The organism is Tunicatimonas pelagia (assembly GCF_030506325.1).
Lineage (GTDB): Bacteria > Bacteroidota > Bacteroidia > Cytophagales > Cyclobacteriaceae > Tunicatimonas > Tunicatimonas pelagia.
Genome location: NZ_CP120683.1, coordinates 2,115,296 through 2,133,071, shown reverse-complemented (window position 1 = coordinate 2,133,071; position 17,776 = coordinate 2,115,296). Strand labels below are relative to the sequence as shown.

Annotated in this window: 19 protein-coding genes; 10 read left to right on the top strand and 9 right to left on the bottom strand. The window is 44.0% G+C overall.

Features of this window, described 5'->3' with window-relative positions:
- The first annotated feature begins 470 nt into the window (after nucleotides 1–470).
- Entirely contained in the window at nucleotides 471–1,208 is a 738-nt protein-coding gene (locus P0M28_RS08890; protein ID WP_302209472.1) for a hypothetical protein, read from the top strand.
- Nucleotide 1,209: 1 nt separating this feature from the next.
- Here P0M28_RS08890 and P0M28_RS08885 read toward each other — a convergent pair whose 3' ends face one another.
- The gene (locus P0M28_RS08885; protein ID WP_302209471.1) at nucleotides 1,210–1,800 is read right to left on the bottom strand and encodes a NifU family protein; all 591 of its coding nucleotides are present in this window, start codon (nucleotides 1,798–1,800) and stop codon (nucleotides 1,210–1,212) included.
- A gap of 342 nt (nucleotides 1,801–2,142) precedes the next feature.
- Here P0M28_RS08885 and P0M28_RS08880 point away from each other — a divergent pair, with 342 nt between their 5' ends.
- The 8 genes from P0M28_RS08880 to P0M28_RS08845 all read left to right on the top strand — a co-directional run bounded on the left by P0M28_RS08880 (nucleotide 2,143) and on the right by P0M28_RS08845 (nucleotide 8,988).
- The gene (locus tag P0M28_RS08880) at nucleotides 2,143–3,189 is read left to right on the top strand and encodes a DHH family phosphoesterase (protein ID WP_302209469.1); all 1,047 of its coding nucleotides are present in this window, start codon (nucleotides 2,143–2,145) and stop codon (nucleotides 3,187–3,189) included.
- The gene (locus tag P0M28_RS08875; RefSeq protein ID WP_302209468.1) at nucleotides 3,186–4,088 is read left to right on the top strand and encodes an FKBP-type peptidyl-prolyl cis-trans isomerase; all 903 of its coding nucleotides are present in this window, start codon (nucleotides 3,186–3,188) and stop codon (nucleotides 4,086–4,088) included. The genes P0M28_RS08880 and P0M28_RS08875 overlap by 4 nt, the downstream gene beginning before the upstream one ends.
- Nucleotides 4,089–4,115: 27 nt before the next feature.
- On the top strand, nucleotides 4,116–5,087 hold the full coding sequence (locus P0M28_RS08870; protein WP_302209467.1) for an FKBP-type peptidyl-prolyl cis-trans isomerase: 972 nt from the start codon (nucleotides 4,116–4,118) through the stop codon (nucleotides 5,085–5,087).
- A 2-nt stretch (nucleotides 5,088–5,089) separates the two neighbouring features.
- Nucleotides 5,090–5,680, top strand: coding sequence for a non-canonical purine NTP diphosphatase (locus P0M28_RS08865; protein ID WP_302209466.1), 591 nt, complete (start codon nucleotides 5,090–5,092; stop codon nucleotides 5,678–5,680).
- A complete protein-coding gene (locus tag P0M28_RS08860; protein WP_302209465.1) occupies nucleotides 5,673–6,308 on the top strand; it encodes a uridine kinase family protein in 636 nt (211 codons plus the stop codon). Before P0M28_RS08865 ends, P0M28_RS08860 begins: the two co-directional genes overlap by 8 nt.
- 218 nt (nucleotides 6,309–6,526) lie before the next feature.
- On the top strand, nucleotides 6,527–7,144 hold the full coding sequence (locus P0M28_RS08855) for an NUDIX hydrolase (protein ID WP_302209464.1): 618 nt from the start codon (nucleotides 6,527–6,529) through the stop codon (nucleotides 7,142–7,144).
- A gap of 146 nt (nucleotides 7,145–7,290) precedes the next feature.
- Complete coding sequence (gene tal / locus P0M28_RS08850) at nucleotides 7,291–8,418, top strand: transaldolase (protein ID WP_302209463.1); 1,128 nt, start codon at nucleotides 7,291–7,293, stop codon at nucleotides 8,416–8,418.
- 183 nt (nucleotides 8,419–8,601) lie between these two features.
- Entirely contained in the window at nucleotides 8,602–8,988 is a 387-nt protein-coding gene (locus P0M28_RS08845) for an LbetaH domain-containing protein (protein WP_436841375.1), read from the top strand.
- 360 nt (nucleotides 8,989–9,348) lie between these two features.
- On the opposite strand, the gene P0M28_RS08840 is transcribed toward P0M28_RS08845, so the two are convergent.
- The 5 genes from P0M28_RS08840 to P0M28_RS08820 all read right to left on the bottom strand — a co-directional run bounded on the left by P0M28_RS08840 (nucleotide 9,349) and on the right by P0M28_RS08820 (nucleotide 15,160).
- Nucleotides 9,349–9,501 (bottom strand): hypothetical protein, encoded by a 153-nt coding sequence (locus P0M28_RS08840; protein WP_302209462.1) that lies wholly within the window; start codon nucleotides 9,499–9,501, stop codon nucleotides 9,349–9,351.
- A gap of 196 nt (nucleotides 9,502–9,697) precedes the next feature.
- Complete coding sequence (locus P0M28_RS08835) at nucleotides 9,698–10,120, bottom strand: beta-ketoacyl-[acyl-carrier-protein] synthase family protein (RefSeq protein ID WP_302209461.1); 423 nt, start codon at nucleotides 10,118–10,120, stop codon at nucleotides 9,698–9,700.
- Between the two features lie 126 nt (nucleotides 10,121–10,246).
- Nucleotides 10,247–10,981 carry a LytR/AlgR family response regulator transcription factor gene (locus tag P0M28_RS08830; RefSeq protein ID WP_302209460.1) on the bottom strand — a complete coding sequence of 245 codons (735 nt, stop codon included), beginning with the start codon at nucleotides 10,979–10,981 and terminating at the stop codon, nucleotides 10,247–10,249.
- Entirely contained in the window at nucleotides 10,981–12,891 is a 1,911-nt protein-coding gene (locus P0M28_RS08825) for a tetratricopeptide repeat protein (protein WP_302209458.1), read from the bottom strand. Before P0M28_RS08825 ends, P0M28_RS08830 begins: the two co-directional genes overlap by 1 nt.
- A 229-nt stretch (nucleotides 12,892–13,120) precedes the next feature.
- Nucleotides 13,121–15,160 (bottom strand): alpha/beta hydrolase family protein, encoded by a 2,040-nt coding sequence (locus P0M28_RS08820; RefSeq protein ID WP_302209456.1) that lies wholly within the window; start codon nucleotides 15,158–15,160, stop codon nucleotides 13,121–13,123.
- Between the two features lie 414 nt (nucleotides 15,161–15,574).
- On the opposite strand from P0M28_RS08820, the gene pyrF reads away from it, so the two are divergent.
- Complete coding sequence (gene pyrF / locus P0M28_RS08815) at nucleotides 15,575–16,396, top strand: orotidine-5'-phosphate decarboxylase (protein WP_302209454.1); 822 nt, start codon at nucleotides 15,575–15,577, stop codon at nucleotides 16,394–16,396.
- 81 nt (nucleotides 16,397–16,477) lie between these two features.
- Here pyrF and P0M28_RS08810 read toward each other — a convergent pair whose 3' ends face one another.
- The 3 genes from P0M28_RS08810 to P0M28_RS08800 form a co-directional block, all read right to left on the bottom strand.
- Entirely contained in the window at nucleotides 16,478–16,915 is a 438-nt protein-coding gene (locus tag P0M28_RS08810; protein WP_302209453.1) for an Hsp20/alpha crystallin family protein, read from the bottom strand.
- Nucleotides 16,916–16,946: 31 nt separating this feature from the next.
- A complete protein-coding gene (locus tag P0M28_RS08805) occupies nucleotides 16,947–17,321 on the bottom strand; it encodes a hypothetical protein (RefSeq protein WP_302209452.1) in 375 nt (124 codons plus the stop codon).
- 145 nt (nucleotides 17,322–17,466) lie between these two features.
- Nucleotides 17,467–17,775 (bottom strand): hypothetical protein, encoded by a 309-nt coding sequence (locus tag P0M28_RS08800; protein ID WP_302209451.1) that lies wholly within the window; start codon nucleotides 17,773–17,775, stop codon nucleotides 17,467–17,469.
- Nucleotide 17,776: the final 1 nt, after the last annotated feature.

Below are 17,776 nucleotides of genomic sequence, written 5' to 3'. Positions count from 1 at the left end.
GCAACAAAAGTGACATCTTCATTTTCGCTCTTCTTTTTTAGCTATCACCTACCTTCAATCAATCATTGCTTTTCTTATCTGGATTTCGGCTGGAATATTATTATTTGGCCTCTTCCGTCCGTGGTATGCTCTTTGGTGGTTACCTGTAGCTAATCGGAAGAAAGTACTTAGATCATACGGGTTATTTTTTGTAATTCTATCTTTCCTCTATGTTCTCATTAGTTTCCTACATTAAGGGGTTATTTTCGATAAAAAACGTGCAAAAAGTCGGAATAATACTAACTGGGTTTGTTTTTTGCTTCAATCACATCTATGGTCAATCCAATAAGAAAATCATTGATAGCCTAATTAATCAGCTTTCTACGCAAATTCATCAACTGCCTATAACTCAGGCAAGAGGGGCTAAGAAACTCGAGTCTCAGAGCACGTACAGTATAGAATGGGACAAGAAACCTCTCACATTCATAATTTTGGATGAAAGAACCAAACTAGACTCAATAACAAAATCAAAAGATAAGTACCAGTATAGAATCCGCATAAAAGATTTACACCGTGATGGCATTGTTATCAAAGACTTTTTCCAGAACCAAAAAGTGAGCCTTCAAATTTTTACAGCAAAAAATGCGAATAAAATTAAAGTTACTGCCTTCGTTGATAATAAACCTACACTTAGCTTATATCAAGATCGGCTGACTCTAGGTAGTTGGGACTCGGCTCATATTTATTCAGAACTTGCAGAGATACAAAAGACATTAGTAAGAATATTAAACCTGGAAACTAGATGGGATATAAGCGATAAGCCCGATACAGCAAGGATAATATCTAATATACGCGAAAGACCGAACGCTTCTCGGTTTCAAACGATAGATTACCAAAGAAGCAACGATAAACCAATTTTTCTGAATGCAACAGTTGAAGAACCTGCCCTGTTTACAGGCGCGCGCAATGAAAGCGAAAGTAAGGCGAAAATAAATCAGTACATTATTGACCACACTACTCAAAAGGGTGTAAAGTTTGAAGGGCAATTTTCAGGAGCTGTCGTTATCTCAGAAACTGGGGAAGTTGTAAGTTTTGTATCTTCCAAAATGAACAGGTTAAAGGTTGAAAAAGCAATAGAAGAAATAATTTTATCAATGCCCACATGGAAGGTAGCATATCACCAAGGAAAACCTGTTCAGGTAAGTCAGATTATTTTTATAGGACGTTAGACTAAACTCCCTCAGCTTCTACCCCTTGTACTTCGGGAACCATTGTTTTGAGCAGATTTTCAATACCGGCCTTGAGCGTAATGGTAGAAGAAGGGCAACCGCTGCACGAGCCTTGTAATAATACCTTTACTATGCCTTCTCGGAAAGAGTGAAAGCTAATGGCTCCGCCATCTTGCTCCACAGCCGGGCGAATGTATTCATCCAAAATACTTTTGATCTTGATAACAGTTTCATCATCCTCCCCTGCATCATCATGATCCTCCGCAAATGCTTCGGGGGCAAGAATCGGTTTCTCATCTTCTAAGTGTTGTTTAATATGCTGCTTAATTGTCTCCTGAATCTCAGCCCATTCGGCTTTTTCGCTTTTGGTAACCGTTACAAAATTACTCATGTAAAATACCCGCTCTACGTGCTCAAGTGCGAATAACTCTTTTGCCAACGGAGCATGCTCAGCACTTGCTGCATCCGGAAAGTCATAACTTTCCCCATCAGGTAGCAACATAAAGTTAGCGACAAACTTTAAAGAATTCGGATTGGGGTTAGATTCTAGATAAATATGCACGTTGCGAGAACGGGTTTGCGTACTATTCATAGTGAATGTTATTTATGCAGTAAAAACTTATTTAGGTAACGTAAAGATACAGGTTAAGTTCATCTAACGGGCACACATCTACACCCTGATTTTATAGTTAGAAACGATGAACTAAATCTCACTACATGTTGTATAATATGGTCAATTGGTGTAAGATAAAACATTTTAAATAGCTGGTAATAAGTTAGTTACTTACGTTCATCTTAAACCTAAGCTAACATACTCGGAGTAAGAAACGTATATAGTCTCTTTGGTTTTTAATTTAATATCCTCACTTTTGTGATCCGTTTTAAGGTACCACATGCCGGGTTTCTGATTTAGCATACTACCTGATCTGATAGAATGCAAGATATTAACGTTTTTAAAGAATTGCTACGTTCACCCCAGAAGGTAGTTATTGTTCCCCACCAGAATCCCGACGCTGATGCGCTCGGTTCGGCCTTGGGATTGGCTTTGTATTTAGAAAAGCAACAGCATCATGTTCAAGTGATTTCACCCACTGATTATCCTGAGTTTCTGCACTGGATGAAAGGGCACTCAAACGTGCTGCTTTTTTGCGATAAGGCGCAGCGACCAAAGGCCGATCAGTGTATAGCAGAAGCTGATGTTATTGTCTGCGTGGATTTTTGCTCGCTCAATCGGATTGATACGATGGAAGAGCCAATCCGGCAAGCCACAGCCACCAAAGTACTGATTGACCATCATCACGGTAGGGAAGATTTTGCCAGCGTGGAATTCTGGGATACCGAAGCAGCAGCTACCTGTGAGCTAGTGTACCAAATTATTGATGAGCTAGGTGAGCGTGATAAAATTGATCCGGATATGGCCGAATGCCTGTATGCGGGTATGATGACCGATACTGGTTCATTCCGCCATCCCAATACTACGCAGCACGTACATCAGGTAGTGGCCGACTTAATTGGTTTGGGCGCTAATGCTGCCAAAGTGAGTAAACTAGTATACGATAACAATTCAGTAGATCGGTTACGGTTTATCGGTTACGCGCTCAACCAAAAACTGGTCGTGATGGACGAGTACAAAACTGCGTATTTCGCCATTACGGCCGAAGATCTACGGAACTTCAAGTCGCGGCAGGGTGATACGGAAGGGCTAGTGAACTACGCACTTTCCATAAAAGGCATTACGATGGCGGCAATCATTATTGACCGTAACGACGTGGTGAAGCTATCATTTCGCTCGGTGGGCGATTTTGCCGTGAACGATCTAGCTGCCGAGCACTTTGGCGGAGGGGGACACAAAAATGCTGCCGGCGGTGTATCCCAGCTTTCGCTAGAAGAAACCTTACAGAAGTTTTTGAAACTGCTACCGCAGTATAAAGATCAGTTACATCATAATCAATTACAGCAAAAAGCGTTACACGTACCATGAAGATTTCTTTTGTTAATATTGCATACGTTGGTATAAGTTTACTATTAGGTTTCTCAGCCTGTAGCCAGACCGGAGAAGCCGACTACGAAACCACTTCGTCTGGCTTGAAAATCAAGTATCTGTCTGAAGGAGAAGGTACTGTGGCCGACAGCGGTGATTTTATACTCATGTACATGAAGTACTTTAAAGATGATTCACTGCTATTTCCTCCGGCGGGAATGACTGACCCTATTCCGGTACAATTTGTTAGCGATACGGCTAATCAGGTTTTTGAGGCTTTTGGTACGCTGAAAAAAGGTGACAGTACCCATTTTCAAGTTTCTGCCGAAGAGTTGTTTGTGAACACATTTCAGGCGCAAATTCCTCCGGGTATTGAACCTGAAATGCCAATTACTTTTCAGATAGGCGTAGAAGATGTAATGTCGCCGGAAGATTTTCAGGCGTATCAGATGGAACAGATGCGAAAGCAGCAAGAAGATATGCTCGCCCAGCAAGCTGAGCAATTTAGTGCTGATAGTCTTACCATTAGCGAGTACTTAGCGGAAAATAGCATTGACGCTCAGACTACTGAATCAGGCTTACGTTATGTAATTAAGGAAGAAGGCAGTGGAGTACAACCCTCCGCCGGTGATTCGGTGTTTGTACATTACGTACTCAAATTAATAGATGGAACCGAAATTCAATCATCTTACGATAGCCCTAATGGGCCATTTGGCTTTCCTTTGGGACAGAGAGCGGTAATTCCGGGTTGGGATGAGGGAGTTGCTCTATTGAATGAAGGAACGAAAGCCACGCTCTATATTCCTTCCCCTCTAGCGTATGGCCCTCAAGATAACGGGCTTATTGCCGCCAATTCCATTCTAATTTTTGATGTAGAATTGGTGGATGTAAAGCAATAGTTGGCAAATACAATCTGTTTTAGAAGTATGAAGAAGCTACTAGGATGGTTCCTCATGGGGATAGTAATAGGATGTTGGGGTTGCTCTGACGATTCAGAAGACGCTGGTGTTCAGGGTGAGGAGTTACTGCGGGAGCAACAACAGATTATAGAGGATTATCTAGCCGACAACAATATTAATGCTACCCGCGATGGTGATATTTTCTACGAAGTACTTACCGAGAACCCCACTGGTGATACTTTGGCTAGGAATGATATTATTCGTATCTATTACCAAATAGCTGTACTGGATGGTCAGATAATTGACGAAAGGTTAGCCGACTCTGGCGAACCTCCGGTTACTTACCAGTTTGTGGCTAGTAATATTATTGACCAAAATAATCTCTTATTTCCAGTATTGGACTTCTCTATCGCTAATATGCGGGTAGGTGAGGAGTATGAATTCTACTTACCTTCGGCCTTTGCCTACCTGCGGTATAGCTTGGAGGGGGTTGTTCCTCCCGATGCCATTGTTCGGGCGCGCGTTCAGTTGGTAGAGATTGTTACTGAAGCGCAATTACGTGCCGAGGAAGATCAACTTATCAAAAATTATCTAACTGATAATAACCTGACTGATGCGGACAGTCTTACTGCCGGGGTGTATTACGTGCAAACTCAGGAAGGTGAGGCCGATGGTGCTGAAGCTAGTCAAGGAAGTCGCGTTGCAGTGCGTTACACCGGTACGTTTCTGGATGGAACTGAGTTTGACAGTAATGTAAGTACGAATACTTTGCTACCATTCACTGTGGGGTCAAATAATTTGATTGACGGGTTTGATATTGGAGTATCGCAGATGAGGCAGGGTGAAAAAGGTACTATCGTAATACCTTCCAGAGCAGCTTATAGAGAATCTGTACTAGCATTTCCTTCAGAAATTCTCTCTGATTTATTTCAGGGAGATTCTTTTATACCTCCTTATACTACTCTGGTTTTTGATATTGAGCTTGTATCAGTAAACTAGCTATGAAACTCTGCTTCGCTACTAATAATGCCCACAAAGTTACCGAGGTGCAGCAGCTACTGGGAGATACATTCGATATCATTAGTTTGCAGGATATTGGTTGCACTGAAGAGCTGCCCGAAACGCAGCCTACGCTAGAGGGAAATGCCCGGCAGAAGGCAGAGTTTGTGTACCAGCACTATCAGGTAAATTGCTTTGCTGATGATACTGGGCTGGAAATCGCTGCCCTCAATGGTAAACCAGGGGTTGACTCGGCTCATTACGCTGGCCCGGAACGAAACAGCCAGCATAATATGCAAAAGGTGCTGGATCAACTTCAGGGTGCTAACAACTGCCAGGCTCAGTTCCGAACCATAATTGCCCTTATCTTAGAAGGAAAGTCCTATACCTTCGAGGGAAAAGTTACCGGAAGCATCACCCAAAAACGCTCGGGACAGCAAGGTTTTGGCTACGATCCAATTTTTATTCCCGAGGGGTACCAACAAAGTTTTGCTGAAATGTCTTTAGAAGAAAAAAACCAGATTAGCCACCGCGGTCGGGCGGTGCAACAACTGGTTCATTTTCTGAACAACTACAAAGTACAGCATGGCTAACAATCCTTACGTAGTAGGAATTACTGGCGGAAGTGGGTCGGGTAAAACTCAGTTCTTACACTGGGTACACCAACTGCTGGGCGAAGAACATTGCTGTTTGGTTTCTCAAGATAATTACTACCGAGATTTTCCTCCGCACGGCTTGGCCGAAAATCGAGTAATTAACTTTGATGAGCCTTCGGTAATAGAAGACCAAGCGTTTGCCGATGATTTGGCACAGCTTAAGCGAGGCAACGCAGTTTACCGTCGGGAGTATACCTTCAATAATCCGGCAATTACGCCCCGAATGCTGGAATTCAAGCCCGCCGATATTATTTTAGTAGAAGGTATTTTCGTTTTTCATTTTCCGGCGGTAGCTCAACAGCTTGATCTGAAGGTATTTGTGGAAACCAAAGAGCATTTGAAGCTACAACGTCGTATTATGCGCGACACGCGCGAGCGAGGTTACCCTCTCGACGATATTCTTTATATGTACCGCCATCACGTAGCTCCTGCCTACGAGAAATACATTGATCCGCATAAACACGAAGCCGATCTTATTTTTCCGAACAACCGAGAGTACGCTGAAGGAGAGTGTCCAGCTACGGCGGAGGTATTAGTTGCTTACCTTAAAACCAAGTTGTCGTGAGGCAGCAATTTGCGGTAATCGGTCTGGGGTGGCTAGGCAACGCTATTGTCCACATACTGGCTGTATCCGCCAGAAAATAAAGATGGACGCAGTAGCCAAAATACTGCTTCAGCCGAGCGTACGATCATTTTTGTCGTTATCAGAAGAGTGGAGTAGCTACTTGAACATTGTTTCATAACAACCTGAATATTCAGCACACTAAGAACTAACTCACTATTATGCACCACCCCTGGCTTACCACCGCTCAACGTATTCAGGCACTAGCGCAGGCAGGGCTTACCTACTGCCAAAACGACTACGATCGGGAACGATACGAAGAATTAATGCAGATCAGTGCTCAAATGCTGGCTGATTATTCCGAAGCCCCCTTTGAGAAAGTGATGGATTTGTTTGAACGGGAAAACGGCTACCTTACTCCGAAGGTTGATATTCGGGGAGTGGTATTTCGGGACGATAAGTTACTGATGGTGCAGGAGAAAATTGACCAGGGATGGACAGTACCTGGTGGTTGGGCTGATGTAGGTTACTCACCTTCCGAGATTGTCGTAAAAGAGGTGCAAGAAGAAGCCGGAATTACGGTAGTACCGGAGCGACTACTAGCTGTGCTGGATAAGAAATGTCACGATCATCCGCCTACTCCCTTTTACACCTACAAAATATTTATCCTGTGTCAGCATACCAAGGGCGAGATACAAACTGGCCCCGAGACCATGAATGTAGGTTTCTTTGGTGAAAATGAATTGCCTTCCTTGTCAGTAGAACGGCTAACAGTGAACCAAGCTAAGTTGTTATTTAACTTTCATCGTAATCCCGATCAAGCCGTACTACTCGATTAGTATGAAGTTAGCATCTTTGCCGTATAGGTGACTTATTCGCCATCTTTGGCAACCTTCACTGTTTTATCAAGTTAAGATAGTAGGATAACCTGTTAATTTTTAACCTTAATCATATTCAGTGCATACTGATGCAAAAAAGAAAAACTATGGAAAACCGAATGCTGGACAAAGTATACATGCTAGGCCAAAGTGTATGGCTCGATAATCTTAGCCGACAGATACTTAACAACGGTGAGTTAGAACAGCTAATTACTGAAAAGGGAGTACGAGGCTTAACCTCAAACCCGGCAATTTTTCAGAAGGCAATTAGTGGCAGTGATGCTTACGACGAAGCTATTGAGAAGCTTGCCAACGAAGGGCTAGAGCGTATTAAGATTTACGAAAGCATGGCCATAGAGGATATTCAGCGTGCTGCTGATCTGTTTCGTCCGGTATATGATGCATCTAATGGCGAAGATGGCTGCGTGAGCCTGGAAGTGCAGCCCTCACTAGTATACGATACCCAGGGAACGATTGAAGAAGGTCGTTATTTGTGGAACGCGGTGAACCGCCCCAACGTGATGATTAAAGTACCAGGCACTAAAGAGGGGCTACCGGCCATCACTCAGTTGCTGAGCGAAGGAATTAATGTAAATGTAACGTTACTGTTCAGCGTAGATCGCTACCAAGCCGTGACTGAAGCCTACATGGAAGGTTTAGAAAAACGGCTGGAGCAAGGCGAATCAATTCGTAATGTAGTTTCAGTAGCTAGTTTTTTCTTAAGTCGGATTGATGTGATGGTAGACCCTATGCTGAAAGATATTATTGAGAACAAACCCGATCATGCCGAAAAAGCAAAGTCTGTGTTGGGTGAAACGGCGATAGCTAATGCAAAGCAAGCCTACAAAGTGTTTGAAGAGGCATTCTCTAGCGAGCGTTTTCAAAAACTGGCTGCTCAGAGTGGTCGTAAGCAACGGGTGCTGTGGGCAAGTACTGGTAACAAAAATCCTGATTATGAAGAGCTACGTTACGTGTATCCCCTCATTGGGCCTGATACAGTAAACACCATGCCGGGTGATACACTGGATATTTTACTAGAGAAAGGTGAAGAACCTACCAACCAAGTAGCCGAAGGAATGGGTCAGGCTGACAAGGCGATGGCTACTTTAAAAGAGTTAGGCATTGATATGGAAAAGGTTACTGACGACCTGGAAAAAGAAGGGGTTGCCAAATTTGAGAAACCATTCAACCAACTGCTAGATGCCATTGAAGAACAGCGCAAAGCTCATGCTTAAAACAGCACGCTTTTAAAAAATGCAAATGCCGAACTCATGATAGGGTTTGGCATTTTTGTTATTATTCAGGCCGATAGAAGGCTACCTGAATTATTCTTAGAAATGTGTATAAGAATTATCACGCTGAATTTTTGCTAGAATGATAGTAATACCGGAGATAAGCTGATTATCGGAAAGTTCTGTATGATCGCATTGGATGTTACGTTTATTATGAACGGGGCTAATCACTTAAGCAAAGCTATCTCAACGTACCCTTTTGCCATATTTGGTGAAGATTGGTCGGGTGCAATGGATGGCAAGGAGTACCCAACCAAAGGTAATACAACCATTGGTAATGATGTTTGGATTGGGTTTGGAGCTACCATTATTTATGCCAGGCGTAACTATTGGCGACGGGGCAATTATAGCCACAAAAGCAGTTGTCACCAAAGACGCCCTACTCAATCGTGGGGGGAAATCCCGCAAAAGAAATTAGGAAGAGATTTCAAGAAGAAGAAATTCAAGAGTTGCTCGAAATCCGCTGGTGGGATTGGCCCATTGAGAAAATCACTGCCAATGTTCAGAATCTGACCGGAAACGGGATAGATAAATTAAGAGCGGGAGTATAATAATGCGAGTCTACGTGTTTGGTAGAAGATTGATGCGCTACTCTATACTGACCAGCGCAAAAGGTTCAATGTTGTCTATTAAGCAACAGCAGTCATCTAAAAAAACAAGAGGCCGCCGAATCTATGTGTTCAGCGCCCCTTGTGATTTAGCGTATAAAGAAATACTTACTTTTTTTTAGTGAAATGTGTACCAAGCTATTGTAAAAGGGGGTGATACTCGAACCTTAAAACCAGCTACTCATACGATAATCGTACATTGACTAACTCTTTTTCTACCTCCGGGTAAAGGTTTTCTGAAACTGGCTTCTTTAGCTTTATCGCTTTATCGCTTTATCGCTTGATCGGTTGAAGGAGGAACGTCATTTAGAGGGCGATAAAAATCAAAGTCCATTTGTAAAGCTTCGTAGATTATACGATCTACTTTAACTAAGAAAAGAGCAGTAACAATAGCGATTAAGAGTAAGATGGTTTGCATAACTTGATTTTTAGGTGAAATAAAAATTATAGTTCTTTCAATTTTGATAGCACCCACTAAATGGGTGATTATCCCAATTTTTGTAGAAAAGTACTCCTCGCTACCAGAAGCGACACCATAGTAATCTTAAGTAGCATCAGAGTACTTTTATATCAATATTATTCCTTTTGCGGTATGCTCATTGGCTATAATTTACCTAAAGGAAAGCTACTCGCAGTAGCATACTTTCTAGCGTCAATCCGGAGCCAAGGGCTAAGCTAAGTACCGACTTATCATTGTCAGCAATGGTCAAATCCTGCCACAAAGCCTTCAGTATAAACAGCACCGTAGCGGATTGAAAGTGTAGCGCACACAGCTCGGTACATACTATCAGTACATTGGCTTGGGCATTCGCCCGAACAATACTATCGGCTACTTTTAGTGCGTTAAAGGCAGCGCAGCATCCCATAAAAATAGTAGCAGTACGCTGTACTTGGTACGATAATTCTAACTCTTGAACAAGTTCAATATCTACGCTGGGGGCATATACACCAGTGCAACTTACGTAGATCAAACTATCCGATTGCGGCATACGGTACTTGGGAACCACGGTTCCAATAGCAGCGATATAGCTTTTCATTTGAATAGCGTTTGTTATGAGATAACATTGGCTAAGCAATCAAATAATAATGATGGTAACAACTGGTATTGGACGAACAGTAGAAACTAGTGTACGAAGAGTGCATTTGCGTGATCGAGGAATACGCTACAGCGTTTGTAGCCGCATGAGCAATTCGTCTTTTGCGGGTTTGGTTAGTGGTATGAGCTTATCGGCAATCATTAAATGATTGGTTGCCACTTCGTCGATGTGGGTTAAGTTGATAATAAAGGAGCGGTGAACGCGGGTAAAATACTTCGGTGGTAGTTTGTGCTCAATTTTCTTGAGAGTGCCCACCAGCAAATATTCTTGGTCTTGGGTAAAGATACGGCAGTAGTTTCGGTCGGCTTCTAGATAGGATATATCCTGGAGCATTACTCTAATCATCTTATCATTATGCCGAACAAAGATTCGGTCTTCCAGCATGAGCTCTTTTTCTGGAATAGCTGGATCATTCTCAATGGCTTTATGGCTCTCAACCGCTAGGGCTAAGGCTCGCTGGAGATCGAGTTTTTTGTAGGGCTTAGAGATGAAGGCACTTGGCCGGGTGGCTTTCGCTCGGTTAAAGTGGGCATCATCAGCGTTAGCCGTTAGGTAGATGATCGCTACATTGTGGATAGCCTGCAACCGGCACACCGTTTCGATGCCATCTAATGATCCTTTCAGGTTAATATCCATCAGTACTACGTCGGGCCGATTATCAGCCATGTGGTGCAAGGCATCTTCTCCTCGGGGAACAATGCCCGTCACCTCGTAGCCTAGCTCGGTAAGTTGCAGGGAAAGATTGGCCGCGATTATCATTTCATCCTCCACAATTAGCACACTGGCAGGTTTTTCTTCCATCAGGCAGCATAGTTTAGGTTAAATTGGAAAGAAAACCGCATTCCATCTTGAGTTTCCTCCTGCATGTGCCCGTTAAGCTGTTGGGTGAGCAATTGCACCAACTGCGAACCAAAGCCAGTTCCTTGGGGTGATGTTTCCGAAGTTTTGCCCACACCATTATCGGTAACAGTTAAGGTTAAGGTGGTATCATCAGGGCGGGCTAAGCTAATGTTAACAGTGCCCAACGAATCCTGAGGAAAGGCGTACTTCAGCGCGTTTGTTAGGAGTTCGTTCACAATGAGCCCGATGGGTACAGCCGTATCTATATCTAGCTCCAAATAGTCCATCGCGCACTCTATCTTTATTCTATCTTCTGCGTTGAAGGTATCTAGAATGCCTTCACTAAGGTTAATGAAGTAGTCTTTCATCTCAATACTACCTAGGTTATCGCCCTGGTAGAGTTTCTGGTGAATAATACCCATCGATTGCACCCGGTTCTGACTGGCTAGCATAGCCTCTTTGGTTGCCGAATCTTCCAATTGGGCTGACTGTAGGGCAATTAGGCTTTTAACCATCTCCAGATTGTTCTTCACGCGGTGATGAATTTCTTTCAGTAGCAGTTCGTTCTGATGATTTTTGGCATCCAACTGCGCGTTAAGCTGTTGGAGCACCCGGTTGCGCTGCTGTCGTTTGCGGTAGAAGAATAATAGTCCGGCCAACAGTACTAGTAGTCCAATGGCTAGTCCGAGGTAGATACGCTGTTGGGTTTGTTGCTTAGTAATAGTGGCTTGCTGTGTAAGTAGCTCGGCATCCTTTTTGGCCGACTGGTACTTACCTTCCATATCGGCGATTAGCCCTTCCTTCTCAATGCTGAACACCGAATCCTTCAGTGATACATAGCTTTGATGATTAGCGAGAGCTCGTTTGTAGTTGCCTTGAGACTCGTGAATATCTGATAGTAGCTGATAGGTCTGTGCTGCCTTCTCTTTACTATTGATAGCAGCAAATAAATCCCTACTAGTATTCGCGTAGAATAAGGCACTATCGTACTGTTTTAAGTCGGTATACAACCTTGCCAACTGCTGGTTAGTATAAGCAATACTTTTTCTACTTTTAAGCTGCTCCTTTATCGCCAAAGCTTGATGGTAATACTTGAGGGCCTGATCATACTGCTTAGTTTTATAGTAGGCTGTTCCGATATTATTCATAGCGATAGCGCATCCCATCAAGTCATTAAGTTCGCGATTAATTTCCAGCGCTTGAAGGCCATGCTTTAGTGCTTGTTCGTAGTTACCTTGCCCCTCGTAAGTAACCCCCATACTATTATAGTCATGCGATATACCTTGCTGATTACCATCTTGCTGGTTAATTTCCAAGGATCGATGGAAGTATTGTAGAGCTTTATCGTAGTTGCCCTTCATTCGGAAAGTTTCGCCGATCGACCGGTAGGCAGTATTCAATTTTATTCCTCCCAGTGAGTCTTTAATAGCTAGTGAACGAAACAGATAGCGTAGCGAAGTATCATAATCGCTCTTATCTTTATAAATATTACCCAGGTTGTTGTATATGTAGGCCATTTGCTCTTGGTCGCCCCTAGATTGAAAAATAGCAATGGCCTTATCATAGGTGGCAACGGCTGAGCCAAACTGGTCAGCTATCATCAAGGCTCGGGCTAAATCTTTGTAGGCCAGCCCCAACACCAGAGGGTTATCTAATTTTTGCGCTAAGGCTACGGCCTTTTGTCCGTACTCCAATGAGCCTTCTTGTCGCATTTCAGACAAGTAGTAGCATAAATCTCGTAAGGCCGTCACCCGACTTTCGCCCTGTAGGGTGGGTAAAATCGCTTGTAAACTGTCAACTTTACTATTGTACTGGGCAACGGAGAAGTGGGAGAGTAGTACCAACGCAAGTAACAGGTAACACTTCTTCATGGTAATAGGAAACTAGTAGCGACTAAAAATTAGATGGTAAGTACCGCTCAGTAAAACTAGCGAAGAGAAGCTGAATAGTCAACTAGAAACTGTGGTTTCGGAATGAGTCGCTCAGAACGAGTCGCTCCGAATAATTTTATACTATCGTTCAAACATTAGGAACTGAGCTGTCATTAAGAATAGGAAGCTGTATTCTAGATAAATACGCTGACTTGAGCAGGAGTAACCCTCAATTCCGATACTTATCAAACCAAGCCAAAATATGATCAACTTTAGTGATCAATTGGCTAGGACGGTTGACAATCAGGTGGTAGGCACCAGGGATTTCTACCAGCGCCGTTTCTTTTTGCCGGATTTTTAGGGCGTGGTAAAGTTGCTTGGCTTCGGATAGGGGAGTACGCAGGTCGGCGGTACCCACCATCACTAGTGTAGGGGTTTCAATATTGCCTACCAACGACACTGGCGAGAACTTCATATAGGTTTCAATATTTTCCCAGGGCTGACCGGGGTAGCGGGAGTTAGCGTAGCCGTAGTAGTTGTCCGCTGTCAGAGTTTTGCTGATCCAGTTCATCACGGGTTTCACCACGGCGGCGGCTCGGAATCGATTGTTTTTACCGATCATCCAGGCGGTCATAATGCCTCCGGCACTGCCGCCGGTGACAAAGAGGCTATCTTCGGCAACAAAGCCCTGCTCAATCATCGCATCTACTCCGTCCATCACATCCTGGTAATCATCGCCGGGGTAGTTGTGGTACAGCAGATTGCCAAACTCTTCACCGTAGCTGGTGCTACCGCGGGGGTTGGGGTAAAATACTACGTAGCCATCGGCGGCCATCAACTGCAATTCGGGAGAGAAGCGGTCGCCGTAGTTGGAGATGGGGCCACCGTGGTTCTCTACCAACAGCGGGTATTTCTTATTGGGATCAAAAGTGGGTGGCTTCATTACCCAACCCTGCACATCCCGATTATCTACGCTGGACTTATACCATATTTCTTTCACTTCGCCCAACTGCCGGTAGTCCAGTAAGTCCTCATTGAGGTGCGTAATTTGTTTGGCTTCGTCGCCCCGGCGAACCATCGCTAATTCAGAAGGATGATAAGGAGTAGTGTGGGTAAACACAATCGTGCCGTTGTTAGAAACACTGTACGACCCCCCACCGTAGGGGCGACCGATAGCGGTGCCTCCCAAATTACCAGTTACTACTTCAGATTTACCGTTTAGCGTAGCGTACCCAATCTTAGTGTTCCCCTTATCATCGTACTGAAAATAGAATCCCTTACCGTCAGCGGCCCATACCGGACTACTTATGCTACGGTCTAATTCTAGCGAAATCTGCTTTTTATTGGAGCCATCGGCATCCATCACATACACATTGCTTACCTGATAGGTTTGTCTCTTATCATCAAAGCCGATATACAAAATCTGTTTACCATCGGGAGAAATAGCAGGTTCTCTGTCCGGGCCATTTCTATCGGTTAGGGTGGTTACTTCTCCATTCGCAATGTTAACTCGGTATATCTCAGAATTACGGAAGTCGTACTCCCAATTATCATTACGGTTGGAAGAAAAAATCAGGGATTGCCCATTCTTTGTCCAGACTGGCTTGGAGCGATGCTGAAATTCGCCCTGGATAATCTGCCGAGCCGTACCTCCGTCGGCGGGTAGCACAAAGTACTGACGGTAGCCTGGTTCAATATAGCCTGAGCCATCCGACTCGTGTTTCAGGCGAGTGGTTACCCGCGGGTGCTCGGCCCATTCGGCACCTTTAGGTTTGGGTGGCGGGCTTACCAACATAGGAGCTTTCTCCGGTACCAGCATAGAAAAAGCCAGATGCTTGCCGTCGGGTGACCAACTAAGGCTGGAAGGGGAACGCTCCGTTTGGGTCAGACGGGCGACTTTACCATTTTTTATCCAGTAGACGTAAATTTCTGACCCGTGACCTTCGGCTGAGCTCACAAACGCAATCCGACTCCCGTCAGGCGACCAGCTAGGGCTAGACTCATTCACCTCCCGGCTGGTGAGTTTGTAGTGCGATTGACCATTGGCACTCATCAGCCAGAGGCTAGAGGTTTTGCGGTCTTTCATAATATCCATCCCTCGCCGCTCGTAAACGATTATACTGCCGTCGGGTGAAACTTGGGGCGAAGTAACCCACTCCAGCTCAAATACATCCATCCGCAAAAAAGCTGGTTTGGTCGATTGGGCTAGGATTAGGTGAGAAAAAGAGGTTGCGATAGCAAAGAGTAAGAAAAGTGTATTTTTGATCATTAGAACTGTAATCACGAATGGTTAGACAATCAGGTAGTGTGGTGAATTTACAATGAAGTTGTTGATGCATCAAATATTCTCTCGAGGCATATCTCTTTCAAAGAGTATTGCCGTAAAGTGACAAACGAGTAAGAATTATGAAGGAGAAGAAATGATGACAGCTTGTAGGTACTTGACTTTCAGTTGCTAGTCCTCAAGCCGGACAGGCTCCTACCGCGCCACGTCGGCTTTTTCATCAATGGAAAAAGTAGGCAAAAAATCTAGGAAGCTTTAAATTGCAGCGGCAACCCGCCGCGTCTACGGTGGATCACTTCGTTCAGACAGCAAATTTTTCCTTATTAGATAGGAAGAAACATTTTTTACCTGTAGTTCGCACTATCTTAGTAAAGCTAAGCACCTAAAACCGTCTATATCATGACCCAAACCGACCTATTCCGATTAATTCAACAGAAACAATCTTTTTTATGCGTAGGCTTAGACCCCGATTTAGCAAAGATTCCGCGACACCTACACAGGGAGGAAGACCCGATTTTTGCGTTTAATCGGCAGATTATTGATGCTACGGCAGATTACTGTATTGCCTACAAACCTAACATTGCCTTTTATGAGTCGCTGGGCGCGAGGGGTTGGGAAAGCCTGCGAAAAACGCTGGACTATATTCCCAATGATTTTTTTACGATTGCTGATGCTAAGCGGGGCGATATTGGTAACACTTCGTTGCGCTACGCCCACACCTTTTTCGAAACTTACAATTTTGACTCTATCACCGTAGCACCCTACATGGGTGAAGATTCAGTGACTCCTTTTCTGCAATACGCCGGAAAGTGGGTGATTTTACTAGCGCTCACTTCCAATAAAGGCAGCCATGACTTTCAGCATTTGCCAGTAGGTGAGTCACAGATTCCGTTATATCAACAGGTTTTGAAAACTAGCCAGCAGTGGGGTTCCGAGGAGCAACTGATGTACGTAGTGGGAGCTACTCAGGCTAAAAAGCTGGAGGAAATCCGAAAGATTGTGCCCAATCACTTCCTGTTAGTACCCGGAGTGGGAGCGCAGGGAGGAAGTTTGGAAGAAGTAGCTCGCTACGGCATGAATGATCGCTGCGGATTATTAGTTAACTCAGCCCGTGGTATTATTTATGCCAGTTCAGGAGAAGATTTTGCTGAACAGGCTGGAAAAGCCGCCCAACAGCTACAACAGAAAATGGCGCAGCTACTAAATCATTTTAGAAATTGACACTGTTCGCCCCTTCACAGCTAAAAAGGCAACTACTACTAGCTGCCTTTCGAAATTAATTACTGTTGGAGATTTTGCTTTCTAATCAATCTTCACATCTTGAGTAGAGGCTTGGGCCTCAGGCAGTTTGGGTAAAGTGATAATTAGTATTTCGCCTTCCTGCCGAGCCGTTATCTGGGTAGTATCTACCTGTCCGTAGAGGCTGACTACTCGCTCAAAATGCTTTACCGGAAACTCCTGCCGTTTGAATTTAGGCGGATTATCTTTATCAATGTCACGCTTCCCCCGAATCCACAAAACATCATCTTCTACGGTAATGGTAATATGCTCTTTTTCAAATCCTACAGCGTATACGTGGACTTCGTAGTTGGTATCTGTTTCAGCAATGTTAAGCGGGACGTTGTACTTGGGTCGGCGAAAGAAGCCACCTCGCATACCTTCCCAAAACTCAGCGTCAATAAAGGGTGCGTATTTTTTGTAGGTGGTTCCCCCTTGGTTTTTATAATGTTTTCTGTACATGATTTTTAATTTAATTGGTTACTAATAAGTTTTACTGAATTTCAATAGTCGTTCTTTGGGTAGCATCTGAAGAGTTACCCGCTAGCTTTTGCCGGAACGAATCGTACTCCTCGTCCGTCATATTGCGGATGTTGTCAGCAGATGCCGGATGTAGCTCTGACGTATATCTACGAGGATAATGCCAACGACTCCCGTGTCCACGGTAACCGTATCCACCCGGGTAGTATCCGTTACGAATCGACGCTACCCGGGCGAACCTACTCCAAAAAAGCCTTCGGCCAACAAAGCGAAATAATACTCCCAAGAGTAAGACAAACAGTACTATCTTGAGTATGAAGGGCAAAGCAAACAAGACGAGGCCAATGCCAACGCCTATCAAAATGATTTTTAACAATGAATTATACATGGTTACTATTTTTAGTGTAATTACTTTTTCACAGCAGAAGACGGGCGACTTCGGAAATTACTTTACCAAATCGGTAATTTTTTTGAAAAATATTTTCGGGAAGATCTCGCCGGATGAAAGTGAACTGCGGGAAAAGCAGATGAGTTTATCGGTTGCAGCGTTTGCGCCACTCTTCCTTCAACCTAGTTTTTTCTTCCTGACTCAAATTACTCCATCGGCCTCGACGGTGTTTTTTCCAGGGTGAGCGGCCGGTGCCTCCGAGGCGAAAACTCCCAAATAGTATTCGGCACAAAATAAACAATCCTAAAGCCTGGGGGTAGGTAATGGGTTTAGCATTAAGTACATCAGTAAGAATAGCATTCCACAGCATCATTACCACTCCTGATAGTGCTCCAATTAGCAGCGAAACAAATAGGAAAAAGAAAAATCTTCGGTGGCGTTTTCTAGGAGTCATG